The sequence below is a fragment of the uncultured Eudoraea sp. genome, from assembly GCF_947260015.1.
In the GTDB taxonomy this organism is placed as follows: Bacteria; Bacteroidota; Bacteroidia; order Flavobacteriales; family Flavobacteriaceae; genus Eudoraea.
The window spans coordinates 59,486-76,166 of sequence record NZ_CAMYOM010000016.1 but is presented as its reverse complement, the minus strand read 5'-3'; the positions used below and the strand labels follow the sequence as shown (position 1 = coordinate 76,166).

11 protein-coding genes are annotated in these 16,681 nt (G+C 38.3%); 6 read left to right on the top strand and 5 right to left on the bottom strand.

Annotation, left to right across the window (positions count from 1 at the left end):
- Positions 1-203 precede the first annotated feature (203 nt).
- From Q0X66_RS08900 to Q0X66_RS08890, 3 genes are all read right to left on the bottom strand, one after another.
- The gene (locus Q0X66_RS08900) at positions 204-884 is read right to left on the bottom strand and encodes a sulfotransferase family protein (RefSeq protein WP_297705479.1); all 681 of its coding nucleotides are present in this window, start codon (positions 882-884) and stop codon (positions 204-206) included.
- Between the two features lie 40 nt (positions 885-924).
- Entirely contained in the window at positions 925-2,592 is a 1,668-nt protein-coding gene (locus Q0X66_RS08895) for an aryl-sulfate sulfotransferase (RefSeq protein WP_297705477.1), read from the bottom strand.
- 225 nt (positions 2,593-2,817) lie between these two features.
- On the bottom strand, positions 2,818-3,501 hold the full coding sequence (locus tag Q0X66_RS08890; RefSeq protein ID WP_297705475.1) for an ATP-binding cassette domain-containing protein: 684 nt from the start codon (positions 3,499-3,501) through the stop codon (positions 2,818-2,820).
- 151 nt (positions 3,502-3,652) lie between these two features.
- Between Q0X66_RS08890 and Q0X66_RS08885 the strand changes: the two genes are divergently transcribed.
- From Q0X66_RS08885 to Q0X66_RS08870, 4 genes are all read left to right on the top strand, one after another.
- On the top strand, positions 3,653-6,667 hold the full coding sequence (locus Q0X66_RS08885; protein WP_297705473.1) for a tetratricopeptide repeat protein: 3,015 nt from the start codon (positions 3,653-3,655) through the stop codon (positions 6,665-6,667).
- Between the two features lie 17 nt (positions 6,668-6,684).
- Positions 6,685-8,436, top strand: a complete 1,752-nt coding sequence (locus Q0X66_RS08880) for a TonB-dependent receptor (RefSeq protein WP_297705471.1) — start codon at positions 6,685-6,687, stop codon at positions 8,434-8,436.
- Between the two features lie 154 nt (positions 8,437-8,590).
- A complete protein-coding gene (locus Q0X66_RS08875; protein WP_297705469.1) occupies positions 8,591-9,679 on the top strand; it encodes an OmpA family protein in 1,089 nt (362 codons plus the stop codon).
- A 54-nt stretch (positions 9,680-9,733) separates the two neighbouring features.
- Positions 9,734-10,147, top strand: a complete 414-nt coding sequence (locus Q0X66_RS08870) for a hypothetical protein (RefSeq protein WP_297705467.1) — start codon at positions 9,734-9,736, stop codon at positions 10,145-10,147.
- A 197-nt stretch (positions 10,148-10,344) separates the two neighbouring features.
- Here Q0X66_RS08870 and Q0X66_RS08865 read toward each other — a convergent pair whose 3' ends face one another.
- A complete protein-coding gene (locus tag Q0X66_RS08865; protein WP_297705465.1) occupies positions 10,345-10,890 on the bottom strand; it encodes a DUF2911 domain-containing protein in 546 nt (181 codons plus the stop codon).
- Between the two features lie 245 nt (positions 10,891-11,135).
- Here Q0X66_RS08865 and asnB point away from each other — a divergent pair, with 245 nt between their 5' ends.
- The gene (gene asnB, locus Q0X66_RS08860; RefSeq protein ID WP_297705463.1) at positions 11,136-12,806 is read left to right on the top strand and encodes an asparagine synthase B; all 1,671 of its coding nucleotides are present in this window, start codon (positions 11,136-11,138) and stop codon (positions 12,804-12,806) included.
- A gap of 139 nt (positions 12,807-12,945) precedes the next feature.
- Here asnB and Q0X66_RS08855 read toward each other — a convergent pair whose 3' ends face one another.
- Entirely contained in the window at positions 12,946-14,403 is a 1,458-nt protein-coding gene (locus Q0X66_RS08855; RefSeq protein WP_297705461.1) for a DASS family sodium-coupled anion symporter, read from the bottom strand.
- 226 nt (positions 14,404-14,629) lie between these two features.
- Between Q0X66_RS08855 and gyrB the strand changes: the two genes are divergently transcribed.
- Complete coding sequence (gene gyrB, locus Q0X66_RS08850; RefSeq protein WP_297705459.1) at positions 14,630-16,570, top strand: DNA topoisomerase (ATP-hydrolyzing) subunit B; 1,941 nt, start codon at positions 14,630-14,632, stop codon at positions 16,568-16,570.
- The last annotated feature ends 111 nt before the right edge of the window (positions 16,571-16,681 follow it).

Here is a 16,681-nt window from a genome sequence, read left to right as displayed (position 1 = left end):
GTAAAGTTGAAAATGCTTTGGTCATATCAGGCAATGAAGCAGATATGGTAATCATAGACATAATGGTAAGGCTACTTACCAGTAAAAGGGTAACTTTTACCTGCCAGCTTTCTGTGTTCATAAGTGATGATGTTAAAAGAAACCCCTGGTGGTTGAAGCCACCGGGGGCATATGCAATTTTTGGTTTGTATTGATAAATGGATTCAGACCATTTCCCCTTTCATAAGTTTAGGAAGCATTGCCTTAAAATTTTCCTTTTTATTTAAATGGGGCAGGGGTTCCGTTGGTTCCTCTACTCCGAGAAATTTACATAGAGGCGCCCATCCGTCCCGTACGTCATAAACCAATAGTTTGTCCGCAGGTACGTTAGCTTTTACCTCAGCTATGTGATCTTCCCAGAATTTTTTCGCAAATTCTTTATCCTCAAATTTTCCCTGTAGTCTTTCAGCAAAAAAACACTTCTTAAACCATTTAATGCACTTAACAACATTGCGTGCTCTGGCACTGGTCAATAATTTGCCCATCATTTTAATTTTTTCACCCGGTGTTTGTGGTCCGGCCCTGAAGACTGTACTGTCTACGCTTTTATACCAGTCTTCAAAATCCCGTACTGTCAGTATAACCTTCGCATCGGGGTATCTCTTCATATGTTCTTTGTACCAGGGATAGCCCGGAAAATCTACCGTGCCGTCATAACCTTTGTAAAGCGCATCCCAGTCCGTATCACCGGTTTCGTCAAGGGTCTTCCATAAATGTAGTTTTTCCGGGTTTACCAGCAATTCCTTCATATGATAAACATGTTTATGACCTAATTGTTCCAGGCTTTGTTTTAATGTATTTGTACCGGTCCTTGGCAATCCGGCTCCTATAATTTTAATAGACATTTGCGTATAGTTTTATATTGGTTAATAATTGAGTTTCAATTTATTGCACACTATCCTGGGCTACAGGTGGCGGTGGCATTTTAAAGATAAAAGGTTCAGGTTGTTCTGCAAGGGGAGCCAGGTCTTTGCCTGCAAAGGCAGGAAAGTCTTCTGTGAAATGTGTTGCCCTAAATTGCATGTATTTAAATGGTCCAATTGGGGATGCCACAGTACCGTCAGGCATTCTGTAATGGTCATTATAAGGATTCCAATATTCCCAAACAATTTGACCATCCGGTGTAACTTCCATCATTCGTCCCTTGGCTCCGGAAGTGATTAAAGTATTTCCATTTTTCATACGATGGGCACCCGAGACAAATGCCGAATAAAAGGAGTATTTGTCTGGTGCTGTATAGGACCAAACGGGACCTTCTGGCCCAAAAGTTCCATTCTCCTCCAATATATAAGCTCCTTCTGAATTTGTTGGTGGAACAAATTCGAAAACCGCACTATGATTGCCAAGCACCCCAACAGGAGCTTCAACCTCTGGAGATTTGCTTGTCATTAATACAGCCCACATAGAGGGTACTTCGTTGTCTGGATGTTCAATATCGTTATTAAAAACCATTAAATGACCTTCACCGGGATATCCCTTCGGGATCCATTTTATATCATGTTCAAAAAAGAGTTTCTGGTCTTCTTTGGTACCTCGTCCGTAATTGGCCGGATTGCCCCATCTGTATAAAAGGTCTCCCCCATGTCCCCATCTGCCTCCGGCACTTCCTTTAGCTTCCTCAATGGTTGTACTATGGTCTATGATCATTATTTCATTGTAAGCAGGAATACTGATGGCGATCTGATCTAATTCTGCATTATAGGCAATAGCATTGGTGTGGGTAAAGTCGGAATGCTGGTTATCTACGGTGGCATTTCCCGTCATCATACCCATTTTTATCCCTTGTTGAACCTGTTCTTCAGTCATTGGAGGATATATATCCCCGTGTACATTAAAGTTGATTTTTCTGGGATGCTCCGCAATAACTCCATAATTATTTTTAGTACTGTCTATATCCTGGATTAAATGATCCCACATATGCCATTCCCATACAATTTCTCCTCCTGTTGGACCTGATGGTTTTATTTCTATAATCTTGTCTGGCCAAAGTCCGGCTTTGGTTACATGTTTTGGATCTCTGCCCGCTTCCAGAACATCTTTCTGTGTTTTAGCTTCGTAGGAAATCGCCAGAATATTTCCGTTAGGTAATAATTCAATATCATGATGTGTCAATTCATCCTCATCAGCCCATTCAAAATCCCAAAGGATATTTCCATCCCAGTCGTATTCCCTAATCCGTCCGGCTTGCCCCCCTGCAGCAAAGGTTGGAAAGTCCGGGTCTACTTCTAATCTGACCAAGTTGCCATTCTCTTTTAAATATTGGTTAACTATCGCTAATTCCGCTTCCCATGTATGAATCACTTCACCATCAAGATTAATAAGATGTGTTTTTGTGCTTTCCGGGGGCTGAAACATCACATAACCCGGAGTAGCAAGTGCTGTTTTTTCTTTAAGTCCTCGTTTAACTGTAAGACCTGTTAAACTTCTGGTATCCTCAGGTTTCCATTCGCGGATTTCAATTTTTTCTGCAACTTCCGGTTTGGGTTGGTTTTCCTTACATGAAAAGGCAAGTAATAGGGTAATCGTAAAAAGTAAGGATTTGTTAATTTTCATAATCACTTGGTTTTTTTGGTTTTAAAACTATTATGGTATCTAAAAATCAATTCTACTTGATTCCAAATTAGATGGATAAACTAACTGGAAATGGTTTGGAATAGAATTGATAATGTGAAAGATAATTATAAATTCAGTAAGTTAGATATTAGTAACTACTAATTATCTTTTAAAGAGATAAGCAAATAACAGTTCCCTGAAGCTTTAATATGCAGCAAATATTTATTAAACAGCTTTCTGAATTACCTCGAAAACTTTTGCGCCATCGCATTTTAGGGTTTTGGATGGATATTTAAGTAGTAGGGCGTAATCATGGGTGGCCATTAGGATGGTTCTTCCGGCTTTATTAATTTCCTGAAGTACTTTCATGACTTCTACACTGGTTTGTGGGTCAAGATTACCTGTTGGTTCATCGGCCAGGATAAGTTCGGGGTCATTCAATAAGGCCCTGGCAATTGCAATCCGCTGCTGCTCCCCGCCCGATAATTCATGAGGAAATTTAAACCCTTTGGTTTTCATGTCCACCTTGTCCAGTACGTCCTCAATTTGCGCATCCATTTTATCCGGATCTTTCCAGCCTGTTGCTTTAAGAACAAACATAAGATTCCTGTTGATGTTTCTATCAGGGAGTAGTTTAAAATCCTGGAAAACTATGCCCAGTTTTCGCCTTAAAAAAGGGATATCCTTTTCTTCAAGGGTTTTTAGATTAAATCCTACAATTCGCCCATGTCCCTCCAATAATGGAAGATCTGCATAAAGGGTTTTCATGAGACTGCTTTTTCCACTCCCGGTCTTTCCAATAAGATATACAAACTCTCCTTTTTTAACCTCCAGCGTAATATCATTAAGCACCATATTCTCCTTTTGGAAAACGGCTACATCTTTTAGATTCACAATGCTTTCACCCATAATTTAAATGTTGATATAAAAGTAATAAGTTCCTGCTTAATTCGAGCTTTCAAGAAGTAAAAATCTATTATTTAGTTGTCTAGTATACTTGGGAACCATATTTGACGTTATTATGGGAAATTACGGTACTTCTTAACAGCTAGAGAACATTATGCGAAAGAAAAAAACCGCACTACTACTATATTTCATTGGGATTTTTATTTCTGGATACGCCCAGGAATCAAAAATTTATACCCATCATCAAAAACAGTATCAGGATGCGCTGGCACTTTACAACAGTAAACAATATCAGGCTGCTCAGACCATTTTTGAAAAAGTGCAAACGAGTACTAAAGATTGGGAAACGGAAGCCAATAGTGCATATTATGTAGCCAATGCGGCAGTAAGATTAAATCAACTTGGTGCTGACAGGTTGATGGAAAATTTTGTAGCGAAATATCCAACTTCTACAAAACGAAATTCTGCATTTATGGATGTAGCCGATTATTATTTTACGAACGGCAAATATCCCTATGCCCTGAAGTGGTATAAAAAGGTAGACCAAAATTCTATGTCTGCTCAGGAAAAGGAGCGGTTTAACTTTAATATGGGCTATTCCTTGTTCAGTTCCAAAAAACCAAAGGAAGCTGAACGTTATCTAAGCAAGGTAACCACATCACCCACTTATGGATCCCAAGCCAAATATTATTTAGGGTATATTGCCTATCAGCAAGATGATTATGAAGGGGCTAACGAACGTTTCGATCAGATAGCAGATCAGGAATTGTTAAGTGACTCCTATTATCAGGCCGATATGAATTTTAAGCTGGGTAATTTTGAACAGGCTATTGAACTGGCCAAGTCACAGTTAGCAAAATCTGACAGGAAGGAAGTATCTGAACTAAACAAAATTATTGGAGAGAGTTATTTCAATTTGGAACAGTATTCAAATGCAATACCTTATTTGGAAGCTTATAAAGGGAAACGCGGTAAATGGAGCAATACAGATCACTATTTATTGGGCTACTGTTATTATAAACAAGAAGACTACGCCAACGCAATTAGCCAATTTAATAAAATTATTGATGGTAACAACGGAGTAGCTCAAAATGCGTATTACCATTTGGCAGAGTGCTATTTAAACCTGGAAAAAAAGCAGGAAGCTTTAAACGCGTTCAGGAATGCTTCCCAAATGGATTTTAATGAAGAGATACAAAAGGATGCCTATCTTAATTATGTTCGTTTGAGTTATGAAATCGGGAATCCTTATGAACCTGTACCTAAGGTTTTGTCTACCTACCTGGAAACTTATCCCAATGATACTCATTCCAAGGAAATCCAGGAATTATTGGTAGACTCCTATATTACTTCCAAAAACTTTGAAGGCGCACTCACCTTATTGGAGGAAAACAGCAGTTTTGCCAGTAAAGCAACCTATCAGAAGGTAGCCTTTTATCGCGGAGTTGAATTGTTTATAGAGACAGATTATGCCGGCGCGAATGATTTATTTTCTAAATCGCTGAATAACGCACCAGATGAACTGTTTAAGGCTCGCGCCAGGTATTGGAAGGCGGAATCTCAATATATGTTAAATGCTTTTGAGGATGCCCTTTCAGACTATCTTCAATTTAAAAACAATCCGGCAGCATCGCGCACAGAAGAAACTAAGGATCTGGATTATAACCTGGGGTATACCTATTTTAAATTAAAAGATTACAAAAATGCAATTTCCTATTACCAGGCTTATGCCGATAAGGGAACGGATGCTGATAAAAAAAATGATGCCAATGTGCGCCTGGGCGATTGTTTCTTCGTCACCAGCAAATACTGGCCAGCGATTGAATCCTATAATAAAGTTTTGCAGTCCGGTAGTCCGGAGAAGGACTACGCAGCATTCCAAAAAGCTATAAGCTACGGTTTTATTGACAGGAGTGCCACAAAAATTGAGGAACTCAATGGTTTTATTTCCAGGTATCCCAAATCCAGTTTAAAGGATGATGCACTATTTGAATTGGGCAATTCATATATAAAAGAAAACCGGGAGGCTATTGGATTGGAGACCTATGACCGCCTAATAAATGACTATCCCGGTAGTACTTTGGTCCCCCGGGCATTACTCAGGCAGGGACTGGTGTTTTATAATTCCAATAAAAATGATCAGGCTTTAAGCAAGTTTAAAACGGTAGTTCGCGATTATCCAAACTCCCAGGAGGCAATCCAGGCGGTGGCCACAGCTAAACTTATTTATGTAGATACAGGTCAGGTTAGCGAGTATGCAAGGTGGGTAGAAGGTTTAGATTTTGTTGAGGTATCAGACGCCGAATTAGATAATGCCAGTTATGAATCTGCTGAGAAGCAAAATCTTCAGGGTAAAAAAGAAGCGGCAATAAAAGGATATGAAAACTATATCAGGGATTTTCCAAATGGGATACATGCCTTAAATGCCAACTTTAAGCTCGCGCAATTATATTTTGCGAAAGGGGATAAAGACCAGGCACTTCCCGGTTATACTTATGTTGCCAACAGTGGCGCTAGTGAATATTCTGAACAAGCTCTTACCAGGGTATGTGAAATTTACATTGGAAATAAAAGCTATGCATCTGCGATTCCCTTCCTTCAGAGACTGGAATCTATCGCAGATATTCCACAGAACAGAACATTTGCCCAATCTAACCTAATGAAAGGGTATTATGAACAAAAGAATTATGACCAGACAATAACTTACGCTGAAAAAGTCCTGGCAACCGATAATATTGACAATAGAATTAAGAGTGATGCTCAAATCATGATCGCAAGATCTGCTATAGCAACTGGTAATGAAGAAAGAGCGAAACAAGCTTATACCGAAGTTTTAAAGATAGCTAGTGGTGGATTGGCAGCAGAAGCGTTGTATTATGATGCATACTTTAAACAAAAGGAAGGGTCTTTTGAGGCTTCCAATACTTCGATTCAAAAATTGGCGAGAGATCATGCCACTTATAAGGAATGGGGCGGTAAAGGTCTAATTCTTATGGCTAAGAATTATTATGCCCTGGATGATGCATATCAGGCAACATATATTCTGGAAAGTGTAATTGCAAATTTTGGTGATTATGAACAGATCGTTGCTGATGCAAAAGGGGAATTAGCTATTATAAAATCCAAAGAAGCACAAAGAAATTCATCCATTGCTCCGGACGGAAATTAAATAGATAAGAACACAATATGCAAAAGGAACTAAAAATTACAATAATTGCTTTTATAGGTCTGGTGCAATTCTTATCTGCACAGGAAGAAAAAGACATTGGAACGGAAACTGTTACGGTGGTAAGGCCATATTCACCAACAGTTTCAGATGCTTTCAAAGTAAAATCAATTCCAACTCTCAATGATTCAATTGTACTTCAAAAAAAGAAGATTGAGTACAGCATTTTTTCAATACCCGTAGCTTCAACATTTACACCGGCCAAAGGGAAGGCCTCTGTTGTGCAAAAAGCCAGACCGGAAAAACTATATAATTCCTATGCTTCTGTCAGCCTTGGAAATTTTAGCAGTGCCCTCGCAGATTTTTATACAAGCAGAGATATAGACAGGGGTAATAAAAGAATAGATTTTGGACTTAATCATCTTTCCTCACGCGGAGAACTGGAAGATGTTTTACTCGACACTGATTTCTACAATACAAAATTGAATGCTTCTTATAACCAAAAAGAAAGAGATTTAAATTGGCGTGCCGATATTGGATTTCAACATCAGAAATACAATTGGTATGGCCTTCCTGAAGGGGTTTTTGATGAAGCCACAATTAGTACAATTAATGAAGGCCAAAATTATTTTGGCCTTGAAGCAGGCGCCGAACTCCATATGGAGGAGTCTGTTTTTTCCGGTGGTGAAGTATTGTATCGAAGATTTTGGGATGCCGTGGATTCAGGCGAAAATAGATTTTTAGTAAAACCAGAATTTCAATTCCCGGTCTCGTCAGAATTAGTGACTTTAAAAGTCAATTTTGATTATGTAGGCGGGAGTTTTAAAAATGCCAGTTTAAATAGCGCAACGAACACAATGGGTATAGATTACGGCCAAATGCAAATTGGCGCAAATCCAAACTTGGTATTATCGGGGGATAAATACACCTTAAATTTGGGGGCTTCTTTGGTATATGGTCTGGATACAGAGGTTAGTGACAGCAATTTTTACATTTATCCGGAAATAACGGCCTCATACAGATTGTTGGATGATGCGGTTATTGCTTATGGAGGTATAGAAGGGGGATTAGATCAAAATTCTTATTATAGTTTTGTTGGAGAAAACCCATTTGTATCACCCACTTTAACTATCCTGCCTACAGATAGGCAGTATGATGCATTCCTGGGTATAAAAGGTCAAATAATATCTAGTCTGAGCTATAACATAAGAGGATTTTATAGCGCTGAAAACAGAAAACCCCTTTATAAACTAAATCCTCAAAATGATTTTAGGGATGATGAAAAAGGATATTATTATGGAAACTCTTTCGAAATATTTTACGATGATATTAAAACCCTCGGATTGTTTGCAGAATTAAATGTAGATATAAACAGAGATTTTACACTTGGTGTTAACGTAGAACTATTTGATTACAACACGGAGACCGATAATCCTGCATGGAACCTTCCTGATGTTAAAGGGTCATTACTTTTGGATTATCAGATTGGAGATAAATGGTACGTAGGTGCTAATTTATTCTATGTGGGAGAGCGCCAGGATTTAAGTTCACAGGTTGTGGAAAATGTTCTACCTGCAGATTTCCCTTCAACAGTGATCACTTTAGATAGTTTTTTTGATGCAAATGCCCAAGTGGGATATCATTTCAATGAACAGCTTTCCATTTTTGCCAAAGCAAATAATATTGCAAATAATTCGTATCAGCGCTGGGCCAATTTTAGAGTGCAGAGTTTCCAGGTATTAGCTGGGGTATCCTATAAGTTTGACTTTTAAATGACTTTGTAAAAAATAAAGTTAAAGTTAGCTCAATCATCTGTGAAAGATACAGTTAAACGGCATTAACTTCACACTTGGAGATTAATTCTTATTTTAGGTTGAAGTATAAGAGCCTCTTATTATTTTGGTTGCTAAGAATACATACAGCTTGGTGCTCGCTTTCTTTTGGGGTATAACAGCTCTTCTGTCTCAAAACCTGATTCAAAATCCTAGTTTTGAGCAATACGAAGCATGCCCGGCACGTCTCGGTAGTTTTGAAACCGATGTCGTCTATTGGAGCACACCAACAAAAGGATCTACCGACTATTTTAATAGTTGTAGCACCATTATGGGTACCCCTGAAAATTTTAACGGGACACAACCTGCAGATTTTGGCAAGGGTTATGCCGGCCTTTATCTTTATGCCCCGGATGATTATAGGGAATATATACAGGTACCTCTTGTTCAAACCTTAGAGAAAGGTAAAACCTATCAGGTTTCTTTCTATGTTAGTCTTGCCGAACGTTCGGACTTCGCAATTAAAGATTTTGGGGTGCTGTTTGCAAAGGATAAACTGGACTTGAATATAAAAAAAGAACTCTCAAAAATGCACATGTACAAAATTGTGGGTAACACCTATAATTTTATGGAGATTGGAACTACAAATTTTTATAGAGACTCCAGAGATTGGGTTGTAGTTAGTACCAGATTTGTGGCCAAAGGCGTAGAAAATTATATGATAATAGGCAATTTTAAGAATAACGCAGGTACCAGAAAGTTTAAAATAAAAAAAGGAGCCAAACAGGGAGCTTATTATTACATGGATATGGTTTCATTAAAACCGGCACAATCTACCGCTTCTATTGTCACTTCATCTCCTGAAACAGATCTCGTAGCCGAAAATTACGAACTGGATAAAATCCATATTTTTAAAAGTGTCCTATTCAATTTTGATGAATTTAAGCTATTGGATTCCGCCAAAACAGATGTTAAAAGGATATATAACTATCTGGATGCAAACAAGTCACTTCAGATAACTGTTGACGGACACACAGATAATATTGGAACTAGTTCTTATAACCAGTATTTATCAGATAAACGTTGTTCTGCAGTAGCTCAATATTTAATAGAACTGGGACTCTCAGAAGATAGGATAAGTTGGAAAGGTCATGGAGGAATAGCGCCCATAGCAAGTAATGAAACAGCAGAAGGCAGGCATAAGAACAGGCGTGTGGCATTTATAATTTCAGAAAAGGACTGAACCTTTCTTCAAAAAATTGCTGTACATTTAGGTATAAACTTAATTACTCTTTAAATGAAAACAACTTTCAAAAATTTCGGCCTTATATTATTTTCCCTGATCTTTTCTAGTGGGTATTCTCTTGAAATATGTAATCCTTTAAATGAGGTTGAAAGTTCTGATATGCTTGTTAAAAAAAAGAAATGGACCGGAAGTTGGAATTATACTGTTCAAGATGTACCTGTAGAATATAGTACCGGGGTATTGCATATTTCTAAAAAAAAGAAGGTATACACCGTGGAACTGGAGCTGCCCGAGGGTAACCTGCCTACGGATAACGTGAGAGTTGATAAAAACAAACTGACTTTCTCTGTAGATATAGAAGGAAGTACGGTGGATGTTGCCCTTATTATGGATGGGGATTCTTTTAAAGGCGAAAGCAATACGCCAGATGGTACTTTTATGCTTGAAGGGAATCGCCGAATTTGAGGTTTTGGAAAATAATTAATTACCTGCTATCTACTTTTTCAAACCGGTAATAAGTCTATAATGTAATATTTTCATCAATCTTAAACATATGGAAGAGGTACTTCAGACTGGAAACCTAACAGATTAATTATTAAAGCCTAAAGCAAAAAAAAAAACCGAAGTCATAAACTTCGGCTTTTCACTTTGTTCTAATTTTATTACATGCTCATACTAAAGGGAACTGCCACTCTCGTGGTACCCCATCCCATTATCATATGAACTCCGCTATCAACTTCTTTGAATGCAATTGAAAATGCTTCAAGTGATTCATCTCCATTACTTGTAGAAGCCTTTATACGCGCTACATCTGCAGACTCATCATAGGAATAAGCTCCCCACTGATTTAAATTGCTGTTTAAAATAACTGTCCATTCAGATTCTCCGGGTATAGTGAATAGGGAATAAGTTCCGGCTTTTACTGAGATATCTCCTAACATCATGTCTTTATAGAGTGTAATCTCTGCAGCTTCGTTGGCCCCTGTTCTCCAAACTTTTCCATCAGGTGCAAGTTGAGAGAGGGATCTGTCTTTCAATTGAGGCCTGCTGTACATTACCTTAATTAACTTATCGGAAACTTTGTAACTGGAGGGATATGAGGCAATATCCGCTGGGCTTTTATCCATCCCGCTAAACTCCTGGGCTGTAATTTCATTTGTAAAAACAATGGCTAACGCCATGATAGTTAGTGTCAATACTTTTTTCATAATTGTGCTTGTTTATATATTCATCCAAATTTAATTAGTAAACCCTTTGAGGTCTTATAAAAAGTAGTTAAAATTTTAACTGCTTACAAAATGATTGTTTAATACTTCTATTTTGCGATTTTTAATTATTAATCGCATCAATTATCAACTATTTAATTACAATATGAAATAATTAATCTTATTTATGTTTCAATTTAATAAGTTAATAAGCATCTTTGCCTAATAATTGATATAATATAAAGAGTATGTGTGGAATAGTATGTGCATTTAATGTAAAGGAAAGTACAGAAACCCTGAGGCCCCAATTATTGGAAATGTCCAAGAAAGTACGGCACAGAGGTCCTGATTGGAGTGGGATTTATGCAAATGAGAAGGCTATATTGGCCCATGAACGTCTTGCAATTGTGGATCCTGCATCTGGAAAACAACCCCTGTTTAGTGAAGATCAGAAACTTGTTTTAGCCGCAAACGGGGAAATTTATAATCATAGAGAATTGAGAAAGCAATTTGAAGGATCTTACACTTTCAGTACAGAATCTGACTGTGAAGTTATTCTGGCTTTATATCAGAAAAAAGGACCTGACTTTTTAGATGATATGAATGGAATCTTTGGATTTGCAATTTATGATTCTGAAAAAGATGAATATTTTGTAGCCAGAGATCATATGGGAATAATTCCATTATATATGGGCTGGGATAAAAACGGGACCTTTTATGTTGCTTCAGAACTTAAAGCGTTGGAAGGTACGTGTACCAAAATAGAGCTTTTTCCACCGGGACATTATTTGCATAGCAGTGACGGGGAATTAAAGAGATGGTATAACAGGGATTGGATGGATTACGAAGCAGTAGTTGAAAACCAAACAAGTATCGATGAAATAAAGGATGCACTGGAAGCGGCCGTCCACAGACAACTGATGTCTGATGTCCCTTATGGGGTTCTGCTTTCAGGGGGCCTTGATTCTTCGGTTACTTCTGCCATAGCTAAAAAGTATTCTCAAAAGCGAATAGAGTCTGATGATACCAAGGATGCCTGGTGGCCACAATTACATTCCTTTTCTGTAGGATTAGAAGGATCACCAGATCTGGCTGCTGCACAAATAGTAGCGGACCATATAGGCACTATCCATCATGAAATTAAGTTTACTATCCAGGAAGGCCTTGATGCCATTAAGGATGTAATTTATAACCTGGAAACCTATGATATTACTACGATCCGTGCATCCACCCCAATGTACCTTATGGCTCGTGTAATAAAATCTATGGGTATTAAAATGGTACTTTCAGGTGAAGGAGCAGATGAATTATTTGGTGGTTATCTATATTTTCATAAAGCACCCAGTCCTAAGGATTTCCATGAAGAGACTGTCAGGAAATTGAGTAAGTTACATATGTATGATTGCTTAAGGGCTAATAAATCTTTAGCAGCCTGGGGAATTGAAGGCAGAGTTCCATTTCTGGACAAAGAATTTATGGATGTGGCTATGCGGATCAATCCTAAGGATAAGATGATAAATGGAGAGCGAATGGAAAAATGGGTAGTGCGTAAAGCATTTGAATCTGTGCTGCCGGAAAGTGTAGCCTGGAGGCAAAAAGAACAATTTTCAGATGGGGTAGGTTATAGCTGGATAGATACATTGAAGGAGGTTGTGGATAAGGAAGTCTCTGATGAACAATTAGCCAATGCTAAATTCAGATACCCCATTCAAACTCCGTCCACAAAGGAAGAATTTTATTACAGATCAATATTTGAAGGACATTTCCCAAGCGATGCGGCTGCATGGTCTGTGCCTCAGGAGGCATCGGTAGCCTGTAGTACTAAAATTGCACTTGAATGGGATGAGGCCTTTAAAAACATGAATGATCCCTCAGGTAGGGCTGTAGCTAAAGTGCACGAAGATGCCTATGTTAAGTAAACAGTTCCCTTTCACTTAAATTCGCAGACCTGCCTCCTTTGGCAAGGATTGGTTTTAAGCTTAAATAGTTACGAAGGAGCGCTCAAAAGGCGCTTCTTTTACATGATTCTACTAATCTTCTAATCTTGAACTTCGGTATTTACAAGATCATTTGGAATAATGCGGCTATGGCAAAAACACAAAACGTGATGATTATAGGCCCTAATATTCCAAAAAGTGTACCGCCAAAGCGGAAGTCTTTTTGTTCGAGTTTTCCCGTACTAAATGCAATAGCATTAGGAGGAGTAGATATAGGCAAGTATAGAGCCGTGGAGGCGCTCAAACCGATTACCAGGGGTAAAATAATTGGATTTTCGAAAGTAAGAATAAGACTTATTGGAATAAGAATTGTAGCTGTGGCGGTATTACTCATAATGTTTGACATAATAACCGTTAGGAAGGCAAAACTCATTACAATTACATAGAAGTTCAAATTGGTTTGATCTAGCTGTTCTATATAATAAGTAGCTAGTCCTGTATCCTTAATAGCGAGTCCAAGCGTCAGACCTCCTGCTACAAGCATGAGAGTGTCCCAAGGTAGTTTGCGAACGTCCTCACCTGAAATAATACCTGTCATGGTTAATAAAATAATGGGAACAAAGGAAACCATTGCTGCAGGAATGCCATGTAAATTTTCTGTGAGCCACAAGAGAAGTGTGAGACCCAGCACTGAAAGGACCACTTTTTTTTTGATTTTTTCGAAGCGGTAATTAGGGTCATTGGGATCCAGGGTTTCCTCCTTTATATCAATATGCATTTTCTTTTGTTTGGGAATATATTTTTTGGTTAGAGCAAACCAAAACAGCAAAGTTAAAAGGATGGCGATAGGAAATCCTACAATCATCCATTCCAGAAAACCTACGGGGATTCCGTGGTTGTTCAATGCTTCCACAGCTATTGCGTTTGGCGGTGAACCAATTAAAGTACCCATGCCTCCAAGGGAAGCAGCGCCGGAAATTCCAATAAGAATTGCCTTGACAAAGGGAGAATCTTTGTCCAGGGTATTGATAAAAGGTAATACAGAAGCAATCATCATAGCAGTTGTGGCTGTATTGGACATGATCATTGAGAATAAGGCGGTAGTGAGCATTAGCCCTAGTAAGATATATTTTGGTAAGCTTCCAAACCTTGAGATAGACATTCGAAATACGGCCTGATCCAGCTTTGTTTTACTCATAGCCTCAGCAATAAAAAAACCACCCAACATCAGCCATATGACACTACTTGACCAGGAATTGACATACTCAATCATGTGGCCCTGGACATTCTCCGGATCAACCTTGCTGTAATAATTGGCCATGGCAAAGATTAACCCCCCAAAGACAAGCAACCCAACCGCGAAGGGCGGTATGGCCTCCGTAAACCAAAGACCAATAGCCAGGAACAACATGAATAGAACATATAATTGGGCTTCATTAAGCGAAGGTTCGTATAAAAAATATGTAAGACTTCCAGCGGCAATTATACTTAGCAAGAAGTAGATTATTTTACTCTGAATATCTACTACTTTTTGGATTTCAGATAAAATTTTGATCGAGGCGGTTCTGGAATCAGCCATTTTTTTATTGTAAAGTTTCCGCGCAAAAGTACGCCAAATGCCTGTTAAGATAACTAACAAAAGTCATGTTTAATTAATTTTTATGGACTTCCCTTAAGGAAGCATAAATTGTTGTTAAATTGTTGATAACTTAAGGGCTTCGTATATGCACAAACACAGCATTCTATAGGGTATTGTCTATATTTGTAAGATTGCTAAAAATTAAACAAAACACCTAAGTTATTCTATGAGCGAAGAAGCTAAAAAGAACGAATATTCCGCTGACAGTATCCAGGCATTAGAGGGTATTGAGCATGTGCGTATGAGGCCTTCCATGTATATTGGAGATATAGGAGTCAGAGGATTACATCATTTGGTTTATGAAGTAGTGGATAATTCAATTGATGAAGCAATGGGAGGCTATTGTGATACTATTGAGGTTGTCATTAATGAGGATAATTCAGTTACTACCAAAGATAATGGTAGGGGTATACCTGTGGATCTCCACAAGAAAGAGGGCATATCTGCTCTTGAAGTAGTAATGACCAAAATTGGGGCTGGGGGTAAATTTGATAAAGATTCTTATAAGGTTTCAGGGGGTTTACATGGCGTAGGCGTTTCTGTTGTAAATGCACTTTCAGATAAATTAAAGGCATCTGTTCACAGAGACGGCAAGGTATGGGAACAGGAATACGAAAGGGGAAAATCATTATATCCCGTAAAAAGTGTTGGAGAATCAACGGAAACGGGTACTATAGTGACTTTTCACCCGGATACCGAAATTTTTACCCAAACTATAGAATACAGTTACGAAACCCTTGCCAACAGGATGAGGGAACTTTCCTATTTGAATAAAGGAGTGACCATAAGTATTACTGACAGGCGTCAAAAAGACGAAGAAGGTAATTTTGTGTCTGACAGCTTTTATTCAGATCAGGGATTAAAGGAATTTGTACGTTTTTTAGATAGCAATAGGGAATCCTTGATCAGGGATGTCATTTCTATGGAGGGTGAAAAAAATGGGATTCCTGTGGAAGTAGCTATGATCTATAATAATAGCTATACAGAAAATTTACATTCTTATGTAAATAATATCAACACCCATGAAGGCGGAACACATCTGTCTGGATTCAGAAGGGGGCTTACCACAACCTTAAAGAAATATGCCGATAGTTCCGGGATGTTAGATAAGGTGAAATTTGAGGTTGCCGGAGATGATTTCAGAGAAGGCCTTACAGCTATTATTTCGGTAAAAGTAGGGGAGCCTCAGTTTGAAGGACAAACCAAGACAAAACTTGGTAACAGGGAAGTTTCTTCGGCTGTTAGCCAGTCAGTATCAGAGATGCTTACCAATTATCTGGAGGAACATCCTGATGATGCCAAAATTATTGTGCAAAAGGTGATTTTAGCTGCTCAGGCTCGACATGCCGCGACAAAGGCTCGGGAAATGGTGCAACGAAAAACGGTAATGAGTATCGGGGGTTTACCGGGAAAATTGTCTGACTGTTCAGAACAGGATCCAGCTCTATGTGAAGTTTTTCTTGTTGAGGGAGATTCCGCAGGCGGAACTGCAAAACAAGGCCGAGACAGAAATTTTCAGGCAATACTACCTTTACGTGGTAAAATATTGAACGTAGAAAAAGCCATGGTACATAAGGTGTTTGAAAATGAAGAAATAAAAAACATTTACACGGCATTGGGCGTAACTATAGGTACTGAAGAAGACAGTAAAGCCTTGAATCTCGAAAAATTGCGTTATCATAAAGTTGTGATCATGTGTGATGCGGATGTAGATGGCAGTCATATAGAAACATTAATACTAACTTTTTTCTTTCGCTATATGCGGGAACTAATAGAAGGAGGCCATGTTTATATTGCAACTCCACCTCTTTATCTCGTTAAAAAAGGGAGCAAAAAACGTTATGCCTGGTCTGATAAGGAACGAGATGAGATTGTTGAAAGTTTTGGAGGTAGCGCAGCAATTCAGCGCTACAAAGGTTTAGGTGAAATGAATGCAGAACAACTTTGGGATACCACTATGAACCCATCGTTCAGGACTTTACGACAGATTACAATTGATAACGCCACTGAATCTGACAGAGTATTCTCTATGTTAATGGGAGACGAAGTTCCTCCAAGAAGGGAATTTATTGAGAAAAATGCCGTTTACGCGAATATTGACGTGTAACTCCTAATAATTAAAAGTAAAAATCCCGATGTGAAAGCTTCGGGATTTTTTTATTTAGATCAAGTTATAAGTTTCCGTTCTATTCCCGGAAGTGATTAATCTTAAATTAAA

Bases quoted from the DNA above. Each gene is read 5' to 3' on its own strand.
- Q0X66_RS08865 (WP_297705465.1), bottom strand. From the start codon at position 10,890: ATGAAAAAAGTATTGACACTAACTATCATGGCGTTAGCCATTGTTTTT.
- gyrB (WP_297705459.1), top strand. From the start codon at position 14,630: ATGAGCGAAGAAGCTAAAAAGAACGAATATTCCGCTGACAGTATCCAG.
- Q0X66_RS08870 (WP_297705467.1), top strand. From the start codon at position 9,734: ATGAAAACAACTTTCAAAAATTTCGGCCTTATATTATTTTCCCTGATC.
- Q0X66_RS08880 (WP_297705471.1), top strand. From the start codon at position 6,685: ATGCAAAAGGAACTAAAAATTACAATAATTGCTTTTATAGGTCTGGTG.
- Q0X66_RS08885 (WP_297705473.1), top strand. From the start codon at position 3,653: ATGCGAAAGAAAAAAACCGCACTACTACTATATTTCATTGGGATTTTT.
- Q0X66_RS08855 (WP_297705461.1), bottom strand. From the start codon at position 14,403: ATGGCTGATTCCAGAACCGCCTCGATCAAAATTTTATCTGAAATCCAA.
- Q0X66_RS08890 (WP_297705475.1), bottom strand. From the start codon at position 3,501: ATGGGTGAAAGCATTGTGAATCTAAAAGATGTAGCCGTTTTCCAAAAG.
- asnB (WP_297705463.1), top strand. From the start codon at position 11,136: ATGTGTGGAATAGTATGTGCATTTAATGTAAAGGAAAGTACAGAAACC.
- Q0X66_RS08900 (WP_297705479.1), bottom strand. From the start codon at position 884: ATGTCTATTAAAATTATAGGAGCCGGATTGCCAAGGACCGGTACAAAT.
- Q0X66_RS08895 (WP_297705477.1), bottom strand. From the start codon at position 2,592: ATGAAAATTAACAAATCCTTACTTTTTACGATTACCCTATTACTTGCC.